Annotated in this window: 15 protein-coding genes; 11 read left to right on the forward strand and 4 right to left on the reverse strand. The window is 74.2% G+C overall.

What is annotated here, in order from left to right; translation table 11 throughout:
* The first annotated feature begins 94 nt into the window (after positions 1 to 94).
* On the forward strand, positions 95 to 460 hold the full coding sequence (locus AC3ERT_RS24665; RefSeq protein ID WP_435176854.1) for a hypothetical protein: 366 nt from the start codon (positions 95 to 97) through the stop codon (positions 458 to 460).
* Here the strand turns inward: AC3ERT_RS24665 and AC3ERT_RS24670 are convergent.
* Together AC3ERT_RS24670 and AC3ERT_RS24675 are read right to left on the reverse strand one after the other, a co-directional pair.
* Positions 421 to 1,260 carry a DNA-formamidopyrimidine glycosylase family protein gene (locus AC3ERT_RS24670; RefSeq protein ID WP_435176856.1) on the reverse strand — a complete coding sequence of 280 codons (840 nt, stop codon included), beginning with the start codon at positions 1,258 to 1,260 and terminating at the stop codon, positions 421 to 423. The genes AC3ERT_RS24665 and AC3ERT_RS24670 overlap by 40 nt on opposite strands.
* A gap of 115 nt (positions 1,261 to 1,375) precedes the next feature.
* Positions 1,376 to 6,064, reverse strand: a complete 4,689-nt coding sequence (locus AC3ERT_RS24675; RefSeq protein ID WP_435176858.1) for an ATP-dependent helicase — start codon at positions 6,062 to 6,064, stop codon at positions 1,376 to 1,378.
* Between the two features lie 92 nt (positions 6,065 to 6,156).
* On the opposite strand from AC3ERT_RS24675, the gene AC3ERT_RS24680 reads away from it, so the two are divergent.
* The 7 genes from AC3ERT_RS24680 to recX all read left to right on the forward strand — a co-directional run bounded on the left by AC3ERT_RS24680 (position 6,157) and on the right by recX (position 11,487).
* Positions 6,157 to 6,993: an AraC family transcriptional regulator gene (locus tag AC3ERT_RS24680; RefSeq protein WP_435176860.1), complete on the forward strand. Its 837-nt coding sequence runs from the start codon at positions 6,157 to 6,159 to the stop codon at positions 6,991 to 6,993.
* A 75-nt stretch (positions 6,994 to 7,068) separates the two neighbouring features.
* Complete coding sequence (locus AC3ERT_RS24685; protein ID WP_435176862.1) at positions 7,069 to 7,782, forward strand: AzlC family ABC transporter permease; 714 nt, start codon at positions 7,069 to 7,071, stop codon at positions 7,780 to 7,782.
* Positions 7,779 to 8,096: an AzlD domain-containing protein gene (locus tag AC3ERT_RS24690; RefSeq protein ID WP_335978885.1), complete on the forward strand. Its 318-nt coding sequence runs from the start codon at positions 7,779 to 7,781 to the stop codon at positions 8,094 to 8,096. The genes AC3ERT_RS24685 and AC3ERT_RS24690 overlap by 4 nt, the downstream gene beginning before the upstream one ends.
* A gap of 40 nt (positions 8,097 to 8,136) precedes the next feature.
* The gene (locus tag AC3ERT_RS24695) at positions 8,137 to 8,331 is read left to right on the forward strand and encodes a DUF3046 domain-containing protein (protein ID WP_335978886.1); all 195 of its coding nucleotides are present in this window, start codon (positions 8,137 to 8,139) and stop codon (positions 8,329 to 8,331) included.
* An 83-nt stretch (positions 8,332 to 8,414) separates the two neighbouring features.
* The gene (locus tag AC3ERT_RS24700) at positions 8,415 to 9,533 is read left to right on the forward strand and encodes an AI-2E family transporter (protein WP_435176864.1); all 1,119 of its coding nucleotides are present in this window, start codon (positions 8,415 to 8,417) and stop codon (positions 9,531 to 9,533) included.
* Positions 9,534 to 9,758: 225 nt separating this feature from the next.
* The gene (gene recA / locus AC3ERT_RS24705; protein ID WP_335979102.1) at positions 9,759 to 10,904 is read left to right on the forward strand and encodes a recombinase RecA; all 1,146 of its coding nucleotides are present in this window, start codon (positions 9,759 to 9,761) and stop codon (positions 10,902 to 10,904) included.
* 4 nt (positions 10,905 to 10,908) lie between these two features.
* Complete coding sequence (gene recX / locus AC3ERT_RS24710; RefSeq protein WP_435176866.1) at positions 10,909 to 11,487, forward strand: recombination regulator RecX; 579 nt, start codon at positions 10,909 to 10,911, stop codon at positions 11,485 to 11,487.
* A 33-nt stretch (positions 11,488 to 11,520) separates the two neighbouring features.
* Here the strand turns inward: recX and AC3ERT_RS24715 are convergent, their stop codons facing one another.
* Entirely contained in the window at positions 11,521 to 13,275 is a 1,755-nt protein-coding gene (locus AC3ERT_RS24715; protein ID WP_435176868.1) for an FAD-dependent monooxygenase, read from the reverse strand.
* A gap of 366 nt (positions 13,276 to 13,641) precedes the next feature.
* On the opposite strand from AC3ERT_RS24715, the gene AC3ERT_RS24720 reads away from it, so the two are divergent.
* Both AC3ERT_RS24720 and AC3ERT_RS24725 read left to right on the forward strand, forming a co-directional pair.
* On the forward strand, positions 13,642 to 14,391 hold the full coding sequence (locus tag AC3ERT_RS24720; protein ID WP_435176870.1) for a response regulator transcription factor: 750 nt from the start codon (positions 13,642 to 13,644) through the stop codon (positions 14,389 to 14,391).
* A 22-nt stretch (positions 14,392 to 14,413) separates the two neighbouring features.
* On the forward strand, positions 14,414 to 15,850 hold the full coding sequence (locus AC3ERT_RS24725) for a sensor histidine kinase (protein ID WP_435136783.1): 1,437 nt from the start codon (positions 14,414 to 14,416) through the stop codon (positions 15,848 to 15,850).
* Positions 15,851 to 15,940: 90 nt separating this feature from the next.
* Here AC3ERT_RS24725 and AC3ERT_RS24730 read toward each other — a convergent pair whose 3' ends face one another.
* Positions 15,941 to 16,951 carry a TAXI family TRAP transporter solute-binding subunit gene (locus tag AC3ERT_RS24730; protein WP_335978895.1) on the reverse strand — a complete coding sequence of 337 codons (1,011 nt, stop codon included), beginning with the start codon at positions 16,949 to 16,951 and terminating at the stop codon, positions 15,941 to 15,943.
* Between the two features lie 147 nt (positions 16,952 to 17,098).
* Here AC3ERT_RS24730 and miaB point away from each other — a divergent pair, with 147 nt between their 5' ends.
* Positions 17,099 to 18,619, forward strand: coding sequence for a tRNA (N6-isopentenyl adenosine(37)-C2)-methylthiotransferase MiaB (miaB, locus tag AC3ERT_RS24735; protein WP_435136787.1), 1,521 nt, complete (start codon positions 17,099 to 17,101; stop codon positions 18,617 to 18,619).
* Positions 18,620 to 18,650: the final 31 nt, after the last annotated feature.

The raw sequence follows: 18,650 nt of genomic DNA on the forward strand, positions 1-18,650 counted from the left end.
CGGCACTCGGAAGACCCGCACGCGGCGGGCGAGGGCGCGGGCACGGTCGGGACGGCGGTTCGGCCCGGGGCCGATAGCCGCGCCGCCTCCGGACATGGCGCCTGCGACCCTGGCGGCCAGGGCCAGGGCCAGGGCCAGGGCCAGGGCCGGGGCCGGGTCCGAGGGCGTGGGCAGGGCCCGGCGCGGGAAGGGCGTTCGCACCGCGCTCGCCGTCACGTGCGGGGCGCTGTGGTGGCTGGCGGTCCTGCGGTTCGGGTTGCCGCGGCCCGGCGCCTCCGGCGGCCCGGCCGGCGGCCTGCACGCCGCGATCGTCGCCGGCGGCTGGAGCCTCGGGCTCATCCCGATGCACGCGGTGCCCGTACGGCGTCGCGCCAAGCCGCCCACCGCCCCCGCGGCGGCGGGCCACGGTCCGCCCGGCGGTCAGCCTCCGGGCGGTACGGACCCCGTACCAGGGCTCTGACCTGGTGCGGGGCCGCGCTGGCAGCGCGGGCACCAGTAGGCGACCCGATCCTGCGACTTCGCCTGCGACCCGTGCCGGGCCGACCTGATCGCGGTGCCGCACCGCAGGCACGGCTGGTGCTCCCGCCCGTAGACCCAGTGGGTGCGCCCGCGCCGGGTGTCCCCGGTCGTCACATGGCCGGGGCGTGCCCTGTTCGCCACCAGCAGCCGCCGGGCCAGCGCCACCAGCCGCTCCGGCGCCGGCATGTCCCGGACCGGTGTCCAGGGTGTCACCCCGCGCAGGAAGCACAGCTCGGCGACGTAGACATTGCCGACCCCGGCGAGGTTCCGCTGGTCCAGCAGCGCCTCGCCGAGCGGGCGGTCCGGGTCCGCCACCAGCCGGGCGGCCGCCTTGGCCGCGTCCCAGTCCGGGCCGAGCAGGTCCGGCCCGAGGTGGCCGACCGCCTCGCCCTCCTCCTCGGTACGCAGCAGCTCCAGCACCGGCAGCCGGTAACCCACCGCGACCCGCCCGGCTGTCCCCAGCACCGCCCGCACCTGGTGCACCGGGCCGCCCCGCCAGCGCTCCCCGGCCCCGTACACATGCCACGCCCCCTCCATCCGCAGATGGCTGTGCAGCGTCATGCCGCCCTCGAGTCGCGCCATCAGGTGCTTGCCGCGCGCCACCACCTCCAGTACCTGCCGTCCGACCAGGTCCACGGTCGCCAGCTTCGGCACGCGCAGGTCCGCCCGCACGAGCGGCTGCCCGGCCAGCGCCGCGTGCAGCCGGTGGGCGGTCAGCCAGACCGTGTCTCCTTCGGGCACCCCTCCATGATGCCTGGGACGCGGGAACCCGTGTTCCGAGCGGAGTGCAGGGGAGCCGAGCCGAGGGGAGCTGGGCCGAGGGGAGCTGGGCGCGCCCGGGCCGGGGCGGGCCCCGCTAGCGACTCTCCCGCAGCCGCAGCCCGCGGGGGGTGGCGTGGAAGCCCGCCGCTTCCAGGGCCCGGCCCAACGGCGAGGTCAGCGCCGACTCGCCGTTGGCCCGCTCCACCGTCACCCGGCCCAGCGCACCTTCCCGGACCGCGAGCGCGAGGGCGTCCGCCGCGGCCGCGACCCGTATCTCGTCCAGCGGCCAGGCCAGCAGGGTCTTGCCGCCGCGCTCCACATAGAGGGTCAGCTCGCCGTCGGTGAGCACCACCAGGGCGCCCGCCTTGCGCCCGGGTTTGTGGGAGACGCCCGCCGGCTGCTCCGGCCACGGCAGCGCGGCGCCGTACGGATTGGCGGGGTCCGCGGCGGCCAGGACCACGGTGCGGGACTGGTCGGGGTGTCCCTCCTGCTGTTCCCGCGCGGTGTTCAGCGCGCGCAGCCGGTCCACCGCCCCGTCCATCGCGAACTGCGCCGCGCCCAAGCCCTCGACCACATAGCCCCGCCGGGCCTGCCCGGTCTCCTCGAACGCCGCCAGCACCCGGTACGCCGCCGAGAAGCCGCCCGCCACCCCCTCGGCCGCCACCGCGCCCCGGGTGATCACGCCGTGCCGGTCCAGCAGGGTGTGGGTCAGCGCGTGCGCCCGCAGGGTCGGATCGGCCTCGGGCGTGGGAACCAGGGACCAGCGGCCCGCGGTGGTGGGCGGCCCGGACCGGGAGGCGGTGGTGCGCGGCGAGCGGGCCGAGGCGAGCGCGCTGTACCGGCCGCGCGGCACCGAACGCGGTGCCCGGTGCGCGGTCGCCCCCGCAGTGCGGCCCGAGCCGAGCAGAGCCCGCAGCGGGGCGAGCGTGTCATTCGTCAGCCGTCCCGACCAGGCCAGGTCCCATACCGCGTCGGCCAGTTCCGGATCGCTCGCCGACAGCCCGGCGGCCCGCACCTGCTCCCCGATCTGCCGGAAGAACAGGCCGTACCCGCCGGACAGCGCGCCGAGGACCGCCGTGTGCAGCTCCGTCAACTCCAACGGCTGCGGCTGCGGCAGCAACAAGGGCGCACTTTCGGACAAATACAGCGAGACCCAACCGTCCTTGCCGGGCAGCGGCCCCGCCCCGGCCCACAGCACCTCGCCGGACGCCGTCAACTCGTCCAGCATCGCCGGGGTGTAGCCCGCCACCCGGGACGGCAGCACCAGCTTCTCCAGTGCCGACGCCGGCACCGCCGCGCCCTGCAACTGCTCCACCGCCCGCGCGAGCCCGTCCATGCCCCGCAGACCATGGGTGCCGACATGCTGCCACTGGGGCAGGAACACCCCGAGCGTGGCCGGGGGCACCGGTTCCAACTCCTGCCGCAGCGCGGCGAGCGAACGGCGCCGGAGCCTGCGCAGCACCCCCGCGTCGCACCACTCCTGGCCGGCCCCGCCGGGACGGAACTCGCCCTGCGCCAGCCGCCCCGCCGCCGCCAGCCGGTGCAGCGTGCCGTCCGCCACGGCCCCGCCCAGCCCGAACCGCGCCGCCGCCTCGCCACTGGTGAACGGGCCGTGCGTGCGCGCGTACCGCGCCAGCAGGTCTCCCAGCGGGTCCTTGACCGGCTCGGTGAACGCCACCGGCACACCCACCGGCAGCGCGGTGCCCAACGCGTCCCGCAGCCGCCCGGCGTCCTCCACCGCCGCCCAGTGCTCCTCCCCGGCGATCCGCACCCGGATCGCGCGCCTGGCCGCTTCCAGTTCGGCCGCCCACTGCTCCTCCGCCCCCCGCACCGCCAACTCGGTGCCCGTCAGCGGGCCGAGCACCCGCAACAGGTCCGCGACCCCCTCCGCGTCCTTGACCCGGCGGTCCTCGGTGAGCCACTGCAACTCGCTGTCCAGATCGGCCAGCACGTCCGGGTCGAGCAACTCGCGCAGCTCTGCCTGCCCCAGCAGCTCCGCGAGCAACCGCGAGTCCAACGACAGTGCGGCCGCCCGGCGTTCGGCGAGCGGTGAGTCGCCCTCGTAGAGGAACTGCGCGACATAGCCGAACAGCAGCGAGCGGGCGAACGGGGACGGTTCCTGCGTGGTCACCTCCACCAGCCGGACCCGCCGCGCCTCGATGTCGCCCATCAGCTCCACCAGGCCCGGCACGTCGAACACGTCCTGGAGGCACTCGCGGATCGCCTCCAGCACGATCGGGAACGACCCGAACTCCGACGCCACCTGGAGCAGTTGCGACGCCCGCTGCCGCTGCTGCCACAGCGGTGTCCGCCGGCCGGGGCTGCGGCGCGGCAGCAGCAGCGCCCGCGCCGCGCACTCCCGGAACCGCGAAGCGAACAGCGCGGACCCGCCCACCTGGTCCGTCACCAGCTGCTCGACCTCGCCCTTGTCGAAGGCCACGTCGCCCGCGCCCACCGGCGACTGCTCCGGATCGAACTCCGCGCCCCCCGCCATCGGATCGGTGTCCAGCAGGTCCAGGCCCATCAGGTCGGCGTCCGGCAGGCGCAGCACGATCCCGTCGTCGGCGTGCATGGCCTGCGCGTCCAGTCCGTAGCGCTCCTGGAGCCGGGCGCCCAGCGCGAGCGCCCACGGCGCGTGCACCTGGGCGCCGAACGGGGAGTGGATGATCACCCGCCAGTCGCCCAGCTCGTCCCGGAACCGCTCCACGACGATGGTGCGGTCGTCCGGGACATGACCGCACACCTGCCGCTGCTCCGCGAGGTACGACAGGACGTTGCCGATCGCCCACGGGTCCAGTCCGGCCGCCCCCAACCGCTGCCGGGCCGCTTCGTCGGACAGCGCGCCGACCTCCCGCAGCCACCGGCCCAGGGCCCGGCCCAGTTCCAGCGGCCGCCCCAGCTGGTCGCCCTTCCAGAAGGGCAGCCGCCCCGGCACTCCGGGGGCGGGGGAGACCAGGACCCGGTCGCGGGTGATGTCCTCGATCCGCCACGACGTGGTGCCCAGGGTGAACACGTCGCCCACCCGGGACTCGTACACCATCTCCTCGTCCAGCTCCCCGACCCGGCCACCGCCCTTCTTCGGGTCCGCCCCCGCCAGGAAGACCCCGAACAGCCCGCGGTCCGGGATGGTCCCGCCGGAAGTGACCGCCAGCCGCTGGGCGCCCGGCCGGCCGGTGAGGGTGTTGGCCACCCGGTCCCACACCAGACGGGGACGCAGCTCCGCGAACGCGTCCGACGGATAGCGGCCCGCCAGCATGTCCAGCACCGCGGTGTACGCGGAGTGCGGCAGCGACGCGAACGGCGCCGCCCGCCGGACCAGGGCGAGCAACTCGTCCACGTCCCAGGTGTCCAGGGCGGTCATCGCCACGATCTGCTGAGCCAGCACATCCAGCGGATTGGACGGGACCCGCAGCGACTCGATGGCCCCCTCCCGCATCCGCTCGGTGACCACCGCGGACTGCACCAGGTCGCCGCGGTACTTCGGGAAGACCACCCCGGTGGACACCGCCCCCACCTGGTGGCCGGCCCGGCCCACCCGCTGCAACCCCGACGCGACCGACGGCGGCGACTCCACCTGCACCACCAGGTCGACCGCGCCCATGTCGATCCCCAGCTCCAGGCTCGACGTGGCGACCACGGCGGGCAGCCGCCCGGCTTTGAGATCCTCCTCCACCTGCGCCCGCTGCTCCTTGGACACCGAGCCGTGGTGTGCGCGGGCCAGCACCGCGGGCGCGCCCTTGGCGGCACCCGACTGCGCCATGACCTGCGCGGGGGAGTGCGCCTCGGGCAGTTGCCCGCCCTCGGCGCGCTCCTGGCCGATCTCGTTGAGCCGGTTGCACAACCGCTCGGCCAGGCGCCGGGAGTTGGCGAAGACGATCGTGGAGCGGTGCGCCTGCACCAGGTCGGCGATGCGCTCCTCGACATGCGGCCAGATCGACGGCCGCTGCGCGGCGCCCGCGGCCGGGCCGGTGTGCTCCGCGGCGTCCATCACCGGCGAACCGCCCAGCTCGCCCAGGTCCTCCACCGGCACCACCACCGACAGCTCGAACCGCTTCTGGGACGGCGGCTGCACGATCGCGACCCGGCGCTGCGGGGAGAGGAAACGGGCCACCTCGTCCACCGGACGGACCGTGGCGGACAACCCGATCCGGCGGGCCGGCCGGTCCAGCAACCGGTCCAACCGCTCCAGGGAGAGCGCCAGATGGGCGCCGCGCTTGGTGCCCGCGACTGCGTGCACCTCGTCCACGATCACCGTCTCGACCCCGCTGAGGGCCTCCCGCGCGGCCGAGGTGAGCATGAGGAAGAGCGACTCGGGGGTCGTGATGAGGATGTCCGGCGGGCGGGTGGCCAGCGAACGGCGCTCGGCCGCGGGCGTGTCACCGGAGCGGATGCCGACCCGCACCTCCGGCTCGGGCAGTCCGAGCCGCACGGACTCCTGCCTCAGGCCGGCCAGCGGGCTGCGCAGATTGCGCTCCACGTCCACCGCGAGCGCCTTCATCGGCGACACGTACAGCACCCGGCAGCGGCGGCGGGCCTCCGCCGGCGGCGGGGTGGCGGCCAGCCGGTCCAGCGCGGCCAGGAACGCGGCCAGGGTCTTGCCCGAGCCGGTGGGCGCCACGACCAGGACGTCGGAGTCCGCCGCGATGGCGGACCACGCGCCTGCCTGGGCCGCGGTGGGCTCGCGAAACGCTCCCCTGAACCACGCGCGCGTCGCGGGGGAGAAGGAGTCGAGGCTGCTGGACGGATCGGACGGAGGACCGGACGGAGCGGACGGACTGGACATGACCCCATCCTGCCTCGCGGGACCGACACCGCGCCGAAGGCCGCTCGTCCGGCTGTGGACAACTCCTGGCGCGGTCACGCCAGAATGTCCCCATGACCGCGCGTGAGCAGGCCCGATTCTGGGAGCACCCCGATCTTCCCGGAGTCGATCTGCTCCGGGCCCGCTACGTCCGGCACACCTTCTCCCGCCACGTCCACGACAGCTACGTGATCGCCGCGGTCACCGGGGGAGTGCAGGGCACCGGACTGCCCGCCGGCGCCGAGCTGGTCGGCGCCGGCGGCGTCGTCCTGGTCAATCCGGAGGTCCCGCACACCGCGTACGCGGGCGCCGCCGGCGGCTGGAGCTACCGGGTCCTCTACCCGTCGGCGGACGTCGTGTCGGCGGTCGCCGCCGAGACCCGCGGGCTGCGCGGTACTCCTTCCTTCACCGTCCCGGTCGCAGCCGACCCGGCCGCGGCGCGGCTGGTCTCCGCGGTCCACGAAGCGGCCGAGCGGGACGACGCGCTCGCCGCCGAGACGTTCCTGCGCCTGGTGGTGGCACGGCTGCTGGCCCGGCACAGCGCGGACGCCGTGCGCCGCGGCCCGGGCCGTGCGGAAGCCCCCGCAGCCGCCGCCCGGGCCCGCGACCTGCTGGCCGCGAACCTGATCGACCCGCCCGGCCTCGACGCGCTCGCCGCCGCCACGGGCACCGGCCCGTTCGCGCTGCTGCGCGCCTTCAAGGCCGCCTACGGCCTGCCTCCGCACGCGTGGCTGACCGGCGAGCGCGTCCGGACCGCCCGTCGCCTGCTGGACGCCGGCGCCGCCCCGGCCGACGCGGCGGCCGCCGTCGGCTTCACCGACCAGCCCCACCTCAACCGGCACTTCAACCGGATCATCGGTGTGCCGCCCGGCGCGTACCAACGGGACCGGAAGGCCGTACGGGCGTGCTGACCCGCTCCTCGACCGGGCGTTCGGCGCCGCAAGAACGTACAAGACCGGTGGGGACGGCCTTCCTAACCTGATCGAGTGAAAACAGAGCAGACAGCATGGACGGACGCCGAGCGGCCGCCCGCCAGGCCCCGCGCAGCAGTGGTCCGCGACGCCCTGGGCGTAGGGGTCGCCGTCGGACTGTCCGGATTCGCCTTCGGAGTGACATCGGCGGGCGCGGGGCTGTCCGTCCTCCAAAGCTGCGTCCTGTCGCTGCTCGTCTTCACCGGGGCCTCGCAGTTCGCCCTGGTGAGCGCGCTCGGCGCGGGCGGCAGCCCGTTCGCGGCGGCCGCCGGGGCGTTCTTCCTGGGCACCCGCAACGCCTTCTACGGCCTGCGGCTCTCCCAGCTCCTGCGCCTGCCCGCGGCCGTACGCCCCTTCGCCGCCCAGTGGGTCATCGACGAGACCTCGGCGGTGACCCTCGCCCAGCGCGGGCAGGCCGCCGCCCGACTCGGCTTCACCGTCACCGGCGCGAGCCTGTACGTGCTGTGGAACCTCACTACGCTGCTCGGGGCCCTGGGAGCGTCGGCGCTCGGTGACCCCGACGCCTGGGGGCTGGACGCGGCCGGGCCGGCCGTCTTCCTGGCCCTGCTCGCCCCCATGGTCAAGGGCCGCACCGAGCGGATGGTGGCCGCGCTCGCCGTCCTGCTCGCGCTGGCCTGCCTGCCGCTGCTGCCCGCCGGCGTGCCGGTGCTGGTCGCGGCCCTGGCCGCCCCGCTGGTGCTGGCCGTGCGGAAGGAGGGTGCGCGATGACCGGGCCGGAAGGCGTCTGGACCGCCATCGCGGTGACGGCCCTGGGCTGCTACGGGGTGAAACTCCTCGGCCTGTCCGTGCCCGCGGGGCTCCTGGAGCGGCCGCTCGTCAAGCGGCTGGCCGCGCTGGTGCCGATCGCGCTGCTCGCCGCGCTGACCGCGCTGCAGACCTTCGGCACCGACGCCCTGCGCCTCGCGGTCGACGCACGGACCGCGGGCTTGGCGGCGGCGGCCGTCGCCCTCTTCCTGCGCGCGCCGTTCCTCGTGGTGGTCGCGGCCGCGGTCCTGGTCACCGCCGCGGTACGGGCGGTGTAGACCGTACGGGTACCGCCCGCGCCGGGGGATACTGGCACCCATGCGGCTGACGATGTTCTGGGAGCGGATGCGCGCGCAGTTCGGCGACACCTACGCCGACTCCTTCGCGCGCGACCATGTGATGTCCGAGCTGGGCGGCCGTACGGTCGTCCAGGCGCTGGAGGACGGCTGGGAGGCGAAGGACGTCTGGCGGGCGGTCTGCGTGGCCATGGACGTGCCCGCCGCGCGGCGCTGACCCTCCACCCGGAACGGCCACCCGGAATGGTACGAATGCCCCTATAGCAGGACTTGGGCGCAGGCAGGGCACAGACTTGCCCTGTGGCGGCACATGACGAGTCCTCCGGCCCGGCGCCTGATGCGCCCGGCGCCGGACCGCGGCCGCCCCGCGCGCGGATGCCGCGCTGGCTGCCCCGCGCGCTCCTCCTCGGCCTCGCCCTCTTCGCCTGCTACCAACTCGCGCACTGGGTCTTCGACCGGCTCGTCGGCCTGCTCGTCAACGTCCTGGTCTCGTTCTTCTGCGCGCTGGCCGTCGAGCCCGCGGTGGACTGGATGTCCCGGCGCCGCATCCGCCGGGGGCTGGCCACCGGCATCGTGATGCTCGTGCTGCTGCTGGCCGCGGCGGGATTCCTGCTGGCGGTCGGCTCCTTGCTGGTCGACCAGGTCGGCGCCATCGTCCGCAACCTGCCGCAGTACGCCGACGACGTGGTGCGGTGGATCAACCGCACCTTCCACACGCACATCGACACCGGCGGCAAGCTGCACGACCAGGTGCTCCACTCCAACTGGGTGCGCTCCTACCTCACCAGCGGAGCCGCCAGCGTGTGGGGCATCTCGACCACGGTCCTCGGCACGGTCTTCCAGGTCTTCACCGTGGTGCTGTTCACCTTCTACCTGGCCGCGGACGGGCCGCGGCTGCGCCGCACGCTGTGCTCCATGCTGCCGCCCGCGCACCAGGCCGAGGTCCTGCGCGCCTGGGACATCGCGGTCGCCAAGACCGGCGGCTACCTCTACTCACGGGCCCTGATGGCGGTGATCTCCGGGCTCGCCCACTACATCCTCTTCCAGGTGCTCGGCGTCCCCTACGCCCCGGCGCTCGGGGTCTGGGTGGGCCTGGTCTCGCAGTTCATCCCCACCGTCGGCACCTATCTGGCCGGCGCCCTGCCGATCCTCATCGCGTTCGCCGAGGACCCGTGGGACGCGCTGTGGGTGCTGTGCTTCGTCGTGGTCTACCAGCAATTCGAGAACTACCTGCTCCAACCGCGGATCACCGCGCGTACGGTGGACATCCATCCGGCGGTCGCCTTCGGCTCGGTGATCGCCGGGACGGCGCTGCTCGGCGCGGTCGGGGCGCTCATCTCCATCCCGGCCACCGCCACGCTCCAGGGCTTCTTCACCACCTACATCAGGCGCTACGAGGTCGTCGACCCCCGGGCGTGACGCCGGGCGCGCGGCGGGTCGCTTGACACAAAAATCGAACATCCATTCATATGGATGGTGTCCGGCGGGCTTTCCGCCGCGGCGGCGCGAACTCCGGCCGGTGCCGGTCGCAGATGTCGGCCGGAGTTGTCCACAAGTCCGGGGCGACGTGCGAGCGCGTTGTCAGTGCCAGGCGCTAGCGTCATGGACGTGAAGCGATCGAACCAGACATCCCGGGTGGAGTCCATGGCAGGAAACGACCGCGAGAAGGCGCTCGACGCCGCGCTCGCGCAGATTGAACGGCAGTTCGGCAAGGGCGCCGTCATGCGGCTGGGCGACCGGCCGAACGAGCCCATCGAGGTCATCCCGACCGGGTCGACCGCGCTGGACGTGGCGCTCGGCGTCGGCGGGCTGCCCCGCGGCCGCGTCGTGGAGGTGTACGGCCCGGAGTCCTCCGGCAAGACCACCCTCACCCTGCACGCGGTGGCCAACGCCCAGCGGGCCGGCGGCACCGTGGCCTTCGTGGACGCCGAGCACGCCCTCGACCCCGAGTACGCCAAGGCGCTCGGTGTCGACGTCGAGAACCTGCTGCTCTCCCAGCCGGACACCGGCGAGCAGGCGCTGGAGATCGTGGACATGCTGGTCCGCTCCGGCGCCATCGACCTCATCGTGATCGACTCCGTGGCAGCCCTCGTGCCGCGGGCCGAGATCGAGGGTGAGATGGGCGACTCCCACGTCGGCCTCCAGGCCCGCCTGATGAGCCAGGCGCTCCGGAAGATCACCAGCGCGCTCAACCAGTCGAAGACCACCGCGATCTTCATCAACCAGCTCCGCGAGAAGATCGGTGTGATGTTCGGCTCGCCGGAGACCACCACCGGTGGCCGGGCCCTGAAGTTCTACGCCTCGGTCCGGCTCGACATCCGCCGGATCGAGACGCTCAAGGACGGCACCGAAGCGGTCGGCAACCGCACCCGCGTCAAGGTCGTCAAGAACAAGGTCTCGCCGCCCTTCAAGCAGGCCGAGTTCGACATCCTCTACGGCCAGGGCATCAGCCGCGAGGGCGGCCTGATCGACATGGGCGTCGAGCACGGCTTCATCCGCAAGTCCGGAGCCTGGTACACGTACGAGGGCGACCAGCTCGGCCAGGGCAAGGAGAACGTCCGGAACTTCCTGCGGGACAATCCGGACCTCGCCGACGAGATCGAGAAGCGGATCAAGGAGAAGCTCGGCGTCGGCGTGTCGAAGTCCGAGGCGGCGGGCGCCGACGCGGCCGGTGCCACCACGGCGGCCAAGGCCGAGTCCGCCAAGGCAGAACCCGCCAAGGCCGATTCCGCCAAGGCCGAGGTCCCGGCTCCGAAGAAGGCGACCAAGGCCACCGCCGCCAAGGTCTGACGCCATGGAGCGCAAGTCCCAGAGGCGCGGCGGTTCTTCCGAGTCGAGGGCCTCGCGAGAGCCGCCGCTCGATCCCGGTGAGCAGGCGCGGGCGCTGTGCCTGCGCCTGCTCACCGGGACACCGCGCACCCGGCGGCAGCTCGCCGACGCCATGCGCAAGCGGGAGATCCCGGACGACGTCGCCGAACAGGTCCTGGAGCGGTTCGAGGACGTCGGCCTCATCGACGACCAGGCGTTCGCCAACGCCTGGGTGGAGTCCCGCCACCGCGGCCGCGGCCTGGCCCGCCGTGCCCTCGCCCGCGAACTGCGCCACCGCGGGGTGGACACGGAGCTGGTGACCGAGGCCGTCGAACTGCTCGACTCCGACCAGGAGGAGGAGACCGCCCGCGAGCTGGTGCGGCGCCGCCTGCCGGGCACCCGCGGTCTGGACCGGGACCGCCGGATCAGGCGCCTCGCGGGCATGCTCGCCCGCAAGGGATACCCGGAGGGCATGTCCCTGCGCGTGGTGCGGGACGCACTGGCCGCCGAGGGAGACGACAGCATCGACGCCGAAGAGGAGCCGTGGGCATGGCAGAGCGAATAGCGGTCGGCGGGCGCGCCGCCGCCACCTGCCAGGTCAGCCGGCCCGCCCGCTGACCTGGTGGCCGGCCGCGCCGCCCCCTGAGCCACCGCCGGGGCGGTCGCCCCCGCCTCCGCTTCCGTCCTCGCCCCCGCGCCTCGCAGCGCCCTCCGCCGGATCGCCCAGCCCGCCGCTCCCGGCAGTGGGCGGACCGCCGCGGGCCAGGTCCGCGTAGGAGTACAGCTCGGCAGGCCGGCAGCCCACCATCGCGGCCACCAGGTGCCCGTCCGGCCTGACCAGAAGCACCGTGTGCGCCGTCGCCCCCGGATAGGTCTCGGTGACCAGCAGCTCCGCCGGAGTAGGCAGTGCGGACACCGCCGAGGCCAGCCGGGGCATCAGCCCGGCGGTCAGCCAGTGCCGGGACTCCCACACCCCGGTGCCGGGCGCGACCAGCACCACGACCAGCCCGCGCCCGAGCCGGTCGCGCAACCGGCCCCGCGTACCGTCCAGCGCGGTGACGGCCACGTCGGCGACCGCCTCACCGGGCCGTGTGTCGCACGCGGCCACCAGCGGCGACACCGACCCGCCCGACCGCCCGGCGCCCCGGGGCGCGGGAACCGACAGCGGCGACCGGCCGTACACCGCCGAAGCGGCCACCCCGCCGCGTCCGAGATAGCTGTCGGTCAGCAACTCGACCTGGCCGCGGGCCGAACCCGACAGCAGGGAGTGGCGGACCGTCTGCCAGGCACCGCTCGACCGCAGCAGCGGAAGGGCCTGGTCAGTGGCGCGCAGCCGCGTACCGGCCGCCCCCCGCCGCTCCGCCTCGTAGCTGTCGAGCAGAAGCTCCGAGGCACCGTCGTGCACGGCGAGCGCCAGCTTCCAGGCGAGGTTCTCGGCGTCCCGCAGCCCCTCCTCGACGCTCTGGGCACCGAGCGCACCCATCAGATGCGCCGCGTCCCCGGCGAGGAAGACCCTCCCGGCCCGCCAACTCCGCGCGAGCCGCTGGTGGACGGGATAGTCGGCCGAGCCCACCAGCTCGTACGGCACCATCTTGCCGCACCAGGCGGTCAGCGCGGCCCTGAGCCGTTCCACCACCGCGTCGGAGGTGAGACGTCCGCCCTGCGCCGGCAGCAGCCAGTCGATCCGCCACCGCCCGTTCGGCAGCGGGCGGGCGGTGATCTCCTGCCCGGCCGAAGCCCCCGGCGGATCGCGGTGCAGCAGCGCCACACCCGGCTCGGGCAGCTCCGCCCGCACCGCGACCACCGCGTGCCGGTCCACCGCCGTACGGCCGGGGAAGCGGACCCCCAGCAGCTTGCGGACCGTGGAGCGCGGACCGTCGCACCCCACCAGGTAACTGCCGCGCCACCACGTCTCCTCAGCGCCCTTGGTGTGCACGGTCACGCCCCGCGCGTCCTGCTCCACCGCGTCCACCCGGCAGCCGGACACCACCCGCACCGCACCGCGGGCCAGTACCGCCGCCCGCAGCCCCTGCTCCAGCAGGTGCTGCGCCACATGGACCGGCGCGCCCGCCGGATCGTCGGCGAAGTCCAGCCGCAGCACCTCGGTACGCCGCCGCAGCGTGCGCCACCCCGTCCACGTCGCGCCGTCGCCTCTCAGGCCCTCGTAGCCGAGGCGTTCCACGAGTGCCGCGGTCGCCGGCCCCAGGACGCAGGTGCGCGCCTGCCGCAGACCCTCGGCGCCGCCGACCACCTCCGCCTCGTCCAGCAGGATCACGGGCACCTCGCGATGGGCCAGCGCGAGGGCGAGGGCCAGACCCACCGGTCCGGCCCCCGCGACGATCACGGGGTCCACGCAGCGGCCCCCGGAAGAGTTGCGGTCACAAAGCGTATGCAACTCACTGCGCCTGCCCACGTCAAGCGACGGTCGCGCCTCGGCGCGGTGCGGGGCGGTTCACAGGGCGCACGCCGGCCGCGCACGCGAGGCATCCGGGGCGCACATCGCGGCGCCGGTCCGCCACCGGCCGCCCCGCCGATCCGTGCCCCGGGTGTCCCCGGCGCGTACCGGCTGGGTAACGGTCCGCCGCCTGGGCCGGTACCCCCTTGACGTGCGGGTCCCGATCGGCGTGGATTCGGTCGACAGGTCCATGACCCACCCGGCGGGCCGGGCGGTGGAATCCCGTCGACGCGAAGGTTCACGCAGATGAGGAGGAGGTGACGCATGCGACTGCTGCTGGTGGAGGACGACGACAGAGTCGCTTCCGCCCTCTCCGCGGTACTCGGCAAACACGGTTTCGACGTGCGCCACGCCCGCAGCGGCGGGGAGGCGATCCAGGCGCTGCTGCCCGACGGCGGCCCGGAGTACGACTGCGTGCTGCTGGATCTGGGACTGCCGGACCAGGACGGCTTCGAGGTGTGCAGCCGCATCCGGCGCCGCAGCGCCACCCCTGTGATCATGGTCACGGCCCGCTCCGACGTCCGGTCCCGCATCCACGGCCTCAACCTGGGTGCGGACGACTACGTGGTGAAGCCGTACGACATCGGTGAACTGCTGGCGCGCATCCACGCGGTGGTGCGCCGCCCGCCGCTGCGGCCGGGCGCCGCCCAGAGCGCGGGGCCGGCCACACCGCCGGGCGGCAGCCCCGTGGTGACCCTGCCGGGGGCCGACGGCGCCGCGCCGATGACCCTGGGCGCGGTGGTGATCGAACCGTCGACGCGGCAGGTCACCGTCGACGGCCGGCCGGTGGCACTGACCCGCAAGGAGTTCGACCTGCTCGCGCTGCTCGCCCAGCGGCCGGGGGTGGTCTTCCGCCGCGAGCAGATCATCAGCGAGGTGTGGCGCACCGCCTGGGAGGGCACCGGCCGCACCCTGGAGGTGCATGTCGCGTCGCTGCGGGCAAAGCTGCGCACCCCGGCCATGATCGAGACGGTGCGCGGGGTCGGCTACCGCCTCGTCGTGCCGGCCGGCTGACGCCAGGAGCCCAGGACCGCCCGTGCGCACCCGACTGCTGCCGCTGCTCATCGTGCTGATGGCCGGTGTCCTGCTCGCGCTCGGGTTCCCGCTGGCCGCCAGCCAGGCGGCCGCGCAGCAGCAGCGCGTCGTGGTGGACCGGATCGACGACACGACCCGGTTCGCGGCGCTGGCGCAGTTCGTGACCGCGCGCGACGAGGAGACCGCGGTCGATCCGGAGGACGACGAGCGGCTGCACACCCTGGTGACCGAACTCGACCGCTACGAGCAGCTCTACGGCATCAGGGCCGGGGTGTTCTACCGCGACCGCACCTCGATGGCCGCGGCGCCGCACAACTGGCGGGTCCCCTCCAGCGGGGAGCTGTACGACGCGTACGACTCGGCGCTGCTGGGGCGGCGCGTCCACAACCCGCAGCAGGTGTGGCCGTGGCAGCACCGCCTGCTCGCGATCGCCTCGCCGATCGTGCGGGACGGCGACGTGGTCGCGGTGGTCGTCACGGACTCGCCCACCGGGGCGCTGCGTTCGCGCATCCTGCACGGCTGGCTGCTGCTCGCGGCCGGGGAACTCGCCGCGATGGCCATCGCAGTGCTGCTCGCGGTGCGGCTGACCGCCTGGGTGCTGCGGCCGGTGGCGACCTTGGACCGGGTCACGCACGACATCGCCACCGGCCGGATGAAGTCGCGCGTTCAGCCGTCCGGGGGGCCGCCGGAACTGCGGCGCCTGGTGCGGTCGTTCAACGAGATGGCGGACAACGTCGAAGCCGTGCTGGAGCAGCAGCGCGCCTTCGTCGCCGACGCCTCCCACCAGTTGCGCAATCCGCTGTCCGCGCTGCTCCTGCGGATCGAGCTGCTCGGCCTGGAGCTGCCCGACGGCCACACCGAGGCCGAGTCCGTGAAGGAGGAGGGGCAACGCCTCGCCCAGGTGCTCGACGACCTGCTCGGCCTCGCCGTCGCGGAGAGCTCCGGCAGCCACCTGGCCGTCATCGACATCGCGGAACTCGCCCGGACCCGCGCCGACGCCTGGCGGCCGAGCGGCGAGCGGGAGGGCGTCACCGTGGAGTTCGGGGAGCCGGCGCAGCCGGACGCCACCGGGTGGGCCGACGCGATCGCGCTGTCCAGCGCCCTGGACGCCGTGATCGACAACGCGATCAAGTTCACCCCCGAGGGCAGCTCCGTCACCGTGCGGGTGGCCGTCGACGACGAGCAGGTCGCCGTCGCCGTCGCCGACAGCGGCCCGGGCCTGACCGACGACGAACTCGACCGGATCGGCGACCGCTTCTGGCGCAGCGCCCGCCATCAGAACGTGCAGGGCTCGGGGTTGGGCCTGTCGATCGCGCGGGCGCTGCTCAGCCAGGGCGGCGGCAGCATCGGGTTCGGCCGCCGGGAGCCGCACGGCCTGGAGGTGCGGCTGGCGGTGCCGCGCCGGGCGCCGGTGACGTCGACTCAGGTGCGGGAGTGAGGACGCGGCGGTGCGCGGGCGGCGCGGCGCCGACGGGGATCGGCGGGGGCGCCCGCGGGGATCAGCGGGCGGCGTGGTGCGCGGACCGGGCTACGGCTTCACGGAGCGGTAGTAGCGCGCGGCGCCCACGTGCAGGGGCAGCGGGTCGGTGAAGACGGCGGTCCGCAGGTCCACCAGCTGAGCGGCGTGCACCACGTTGCCGATGGAGTCCCTGCTGTCGATGACCGCCTTCGTCAGGCGCTGCACCAGACCCGCGTCGGCGTGATCGGTCGTCACCAGCAGGTTCGCGACCGCGATGGTGGCGACGGCCTGGCCGCCTTGGGCGCGGGGGTAGGCGTCGGGCGGCATCATCGCCTGCCGGTAGTACTGCATCTGCGACCCCATGGAGTGCAGCTTGGTCACCAGGTCGCCGAGCTGGACCAGCCGGATGTGGTTGGTCGGGTAGGCCATCGCGCTCACCGCGGCGGTCGGCAGCCCGCCGGACCAGAAGAAGGCGTCCAGCCTGCCGTCGAGCAGCATCGAGGGAGCCTGGTCGATCCCGACCGGCACCGCCGTGACGTCCTTGTCGATGTCCAGGCCCGCGGCCGTCAGCAGCCGCCTGGTGATCAGGTTGACCCCCGAGCCGGCCTGCCCCACGCCAACCCGCAGCCCGCGCAGGTCACGCGCCGACTGCACGGAGGAGTCGCGGGGTACCACGAGCTGCATGTAGTCGTCGTACAGCCGCGCGCAGGCCCGCAGGTCGTCCTTGTGCGGGCCGTCGTACGAGGCGACGGCGTCGGCGGCGGCGATCGTGAAGTCGGCGCGGCCGTCCGCCACCTGCTCGATGTTCTCCACCGAGCCCTCGGTGTGCTCCAGGTCGACCCGCACCCCGGGAAGCGCGGTGCGCAGGTCCTTCTTGAGCAGCATGCCGTACTTCTCGTAGACCCCGTTGCGCACCCCGGTCGCCAGCGACACCGGTGACTTGGGGTAGGACGGCCCGCCGGTCGGCAGCAGCCACCACAGCAGCAGCGCCAGCGCCGAGGCCGTGGCCAGCAGCACCTGGAGGGCGCGCCGGGTGCCGAGCCGGCGGCCCAGCACGCGGCCGGGGCGGGTGAGGTCCATGGCCCGCGATCCTGCCAGCCGCGCGGCCGGGAAGGAAGACGCGACCTGGGGACCCGTCGCCGCGGGGCGCGGTACGGTGCGCGGCGGCCGCGGGCCCGGCGGCAAACCGGGTTCGGTGATGGCCTGGGCAGCGCCTACCCTGGGTGCATGACCGCGCAGGACACCGCTCTCCAGCGAAGCTACGAGATCCGCACCTATGGGTGCCAGATGAACGTCCACGACTCCGAGCGTCTGGCCGGCCTCCTGGAGGACGCGGGGTACGTACGGGCGCCCGAGGGCGCCGACGGCGCGGACGTCGTGGTCTTCAACACCTGTGCGGTGCGGGAGAACGCCGACAACCGGCTCTACGGCAACCTCGGCCAGCTCGTGCCGAAGAAGGACGCGCGTCCCGGCATGCAGATCGCGGTCGGCGGCTGCCTGGCGCAGAAGGACCGGGACACCATCGTCAAGCGGGCGCCCTGGGTGGACGTCGTCTTCGGCACCCACAACATCGGGCAGCTCCCGGTGCTGCTGGAGCGGGCCAGGATCGCGGACGAGGCGCAGGTCGAGATCGTCGAGTCGCTGGAGACGTTCCCCTCCACGCTTCCTTCGCGCCGCGAGTCGGCGTACGCGGCCTGGGTCGCTATCTCCGTGGGCTGCAACAACACCTGCACGTTCTGCATCGTGCCCGCGCTGCGCGGCAAGGAGAAGGACCGGCGGCCGGGCGACGTGCTCGCCGAGGTGGAGGCCCTGGTCGCCGAGGGCGTCGTGGAGGTCACGCTGCTGGGGCAGAACGTCAACGCCTACGGCTCCGACATCGGCGACCGCGAGGCGTTCGGCAAGCTCCTGCGGGCGACCGGCGCCGTCGAGGGCCTGGAGCGGGTCCGCTTCACCTCCCCGCACCCGCGCGACTTCACCGACGACGTGATCGCCGCCATGGCCGAGACGCCGAACGTGATGCACCAGCTCCACATGCCGCTCCAGTCCGGCTCCGACCGGGTGCTGAAGGCGATGCGCCGGTCCTACCGGCAGGACCGCTACCTCGGCATCATCGAGAAGGTGCGGGCCGCGATGCCGGACGCCGCCATCACCACCGACATCATCGTGGGCTTCCCCGGCGAGACCGAGGAGGACTTCGAGCAGACCCTGGAGGTGGTGCGCCGGGCGCGCTTCGCGCAGGCGTTCACCTTCCAGTACAGCAAGCGCCCCGGCACCCCCGCGGCCGAGATGGACGGCCAGATCCCCAAGGCGGTCGTGCAGCAGCGCTACGAGCGCCTGGTCGCGCTCCAGGACGAGATCTCCTGGGAGGAGAACAAGAAGCAGGTCGGCCGGACCGTGGAGGTGCTCGTCGCCGAGGGCGAGGGCCGCAAGGACGACGCCACCCGCCGGCTGTCCGGCCGCGCTCCCGACAACCGGCTGGTGCACTTCGCCCGGCCGGAGCAGGAGCCGGAGCAGGAGATCAGGCCCGGCGACATGGTGACGGTCGAGATCACCTACGGCGCCCCGCACCACCTGCTCGCCGAGCGGCCCCCGCTGGCGGTGCGCCGCACCCGCGCCGGTGACGCCTGGGAGCGGCGCCAGGGCGCTGCCGCGGCCAAACCCGCGGGCGTGATGCTGGGCCTGCCGACGATCGGGGCGCCCGCACCTGCCCCGGAGCCGGCTGCGACGGGCGGCTGTGCGCTCGGCTGAGGAGCCCGGGCGCCGGGGCCGGTAGGGTTCC

This window comes from Actinacidiphila sp. bgisy145 (assembly GCF_057708125.1).

Bases quoted from the DNA above. Each gene is read 5' to 3' on its own strand.
- recA (WP_335979102.1), top strand. From the start codon at position 9,759: ATGGCAGGAAACGACCGCGAGAAGGCGCTCGACGCCGCGCTCGCGCAG.
- AC3ERT_RS24665 (WP_435176854.1), top strand. From the start codon at position 95: ATGGCGCCTGCGACCCTGGCGGCCAGGGCCAGGGCCAGGGCCAGGGCC.
- recX (WP_435176866.1), top strand. From the start codon at position 10,909: ATGGAGCGCAAGTCCCAGAGGCGCGGCGGTTCTTCCGAGTCGAGGGCC.
- AC3ERT_RS24675 (WP_435176858.1), bottom strand. From the start codon at position 6,064: ATGTCCAGTCCGTCCGCTCCGTCCGGTCCTCCGTCCGATCCGTCCAGC.
- AC3ERT_RS24695 (WP_335978886.1), top strand. From the start codon at position 8,137: ATGCGGCTGACGATGTTCTGGGAGCGGATGCGCGCGCAGTTCGGCGAC.
- AC3ERT_RS24730 (WP_335978895.1), bottom strand. From the start codon at position 16,951: ATGGACCTCACCCGCCCCGGCCGCGTGCTGGGCCGCCGGCTCGGCACC.
- AC3ERT_RS24720 (WP_435176870.1), top strand. From the start codon at position 13,642: ATGCGACTGCTGCTGGTGGAGGACGACGACAGAGTCGCTTCCGCCCTC.
- miaB (WP_435136787.1), top strand. From the start codon at position 17,099: ATGACCGCGCAGGACACCGCTCTCCAGCGAAGCTACGAGATCCGCACC.
- AC3ERT_RS24680 (WP_435176860.1), top strand. From the start codon at position 6,157: ATGACCGCGCGTGAGCAGGCCCGATTCTGGGAGCACCCCGATCTTCCC.
- AC3ERT_RS24690 (WP_335978885.1), top strand. From the start codon at position 7,779: ATGACCGGGCCGGAAGGCGTCTGGACCGCCATCGCGGTGACGGCCCTG.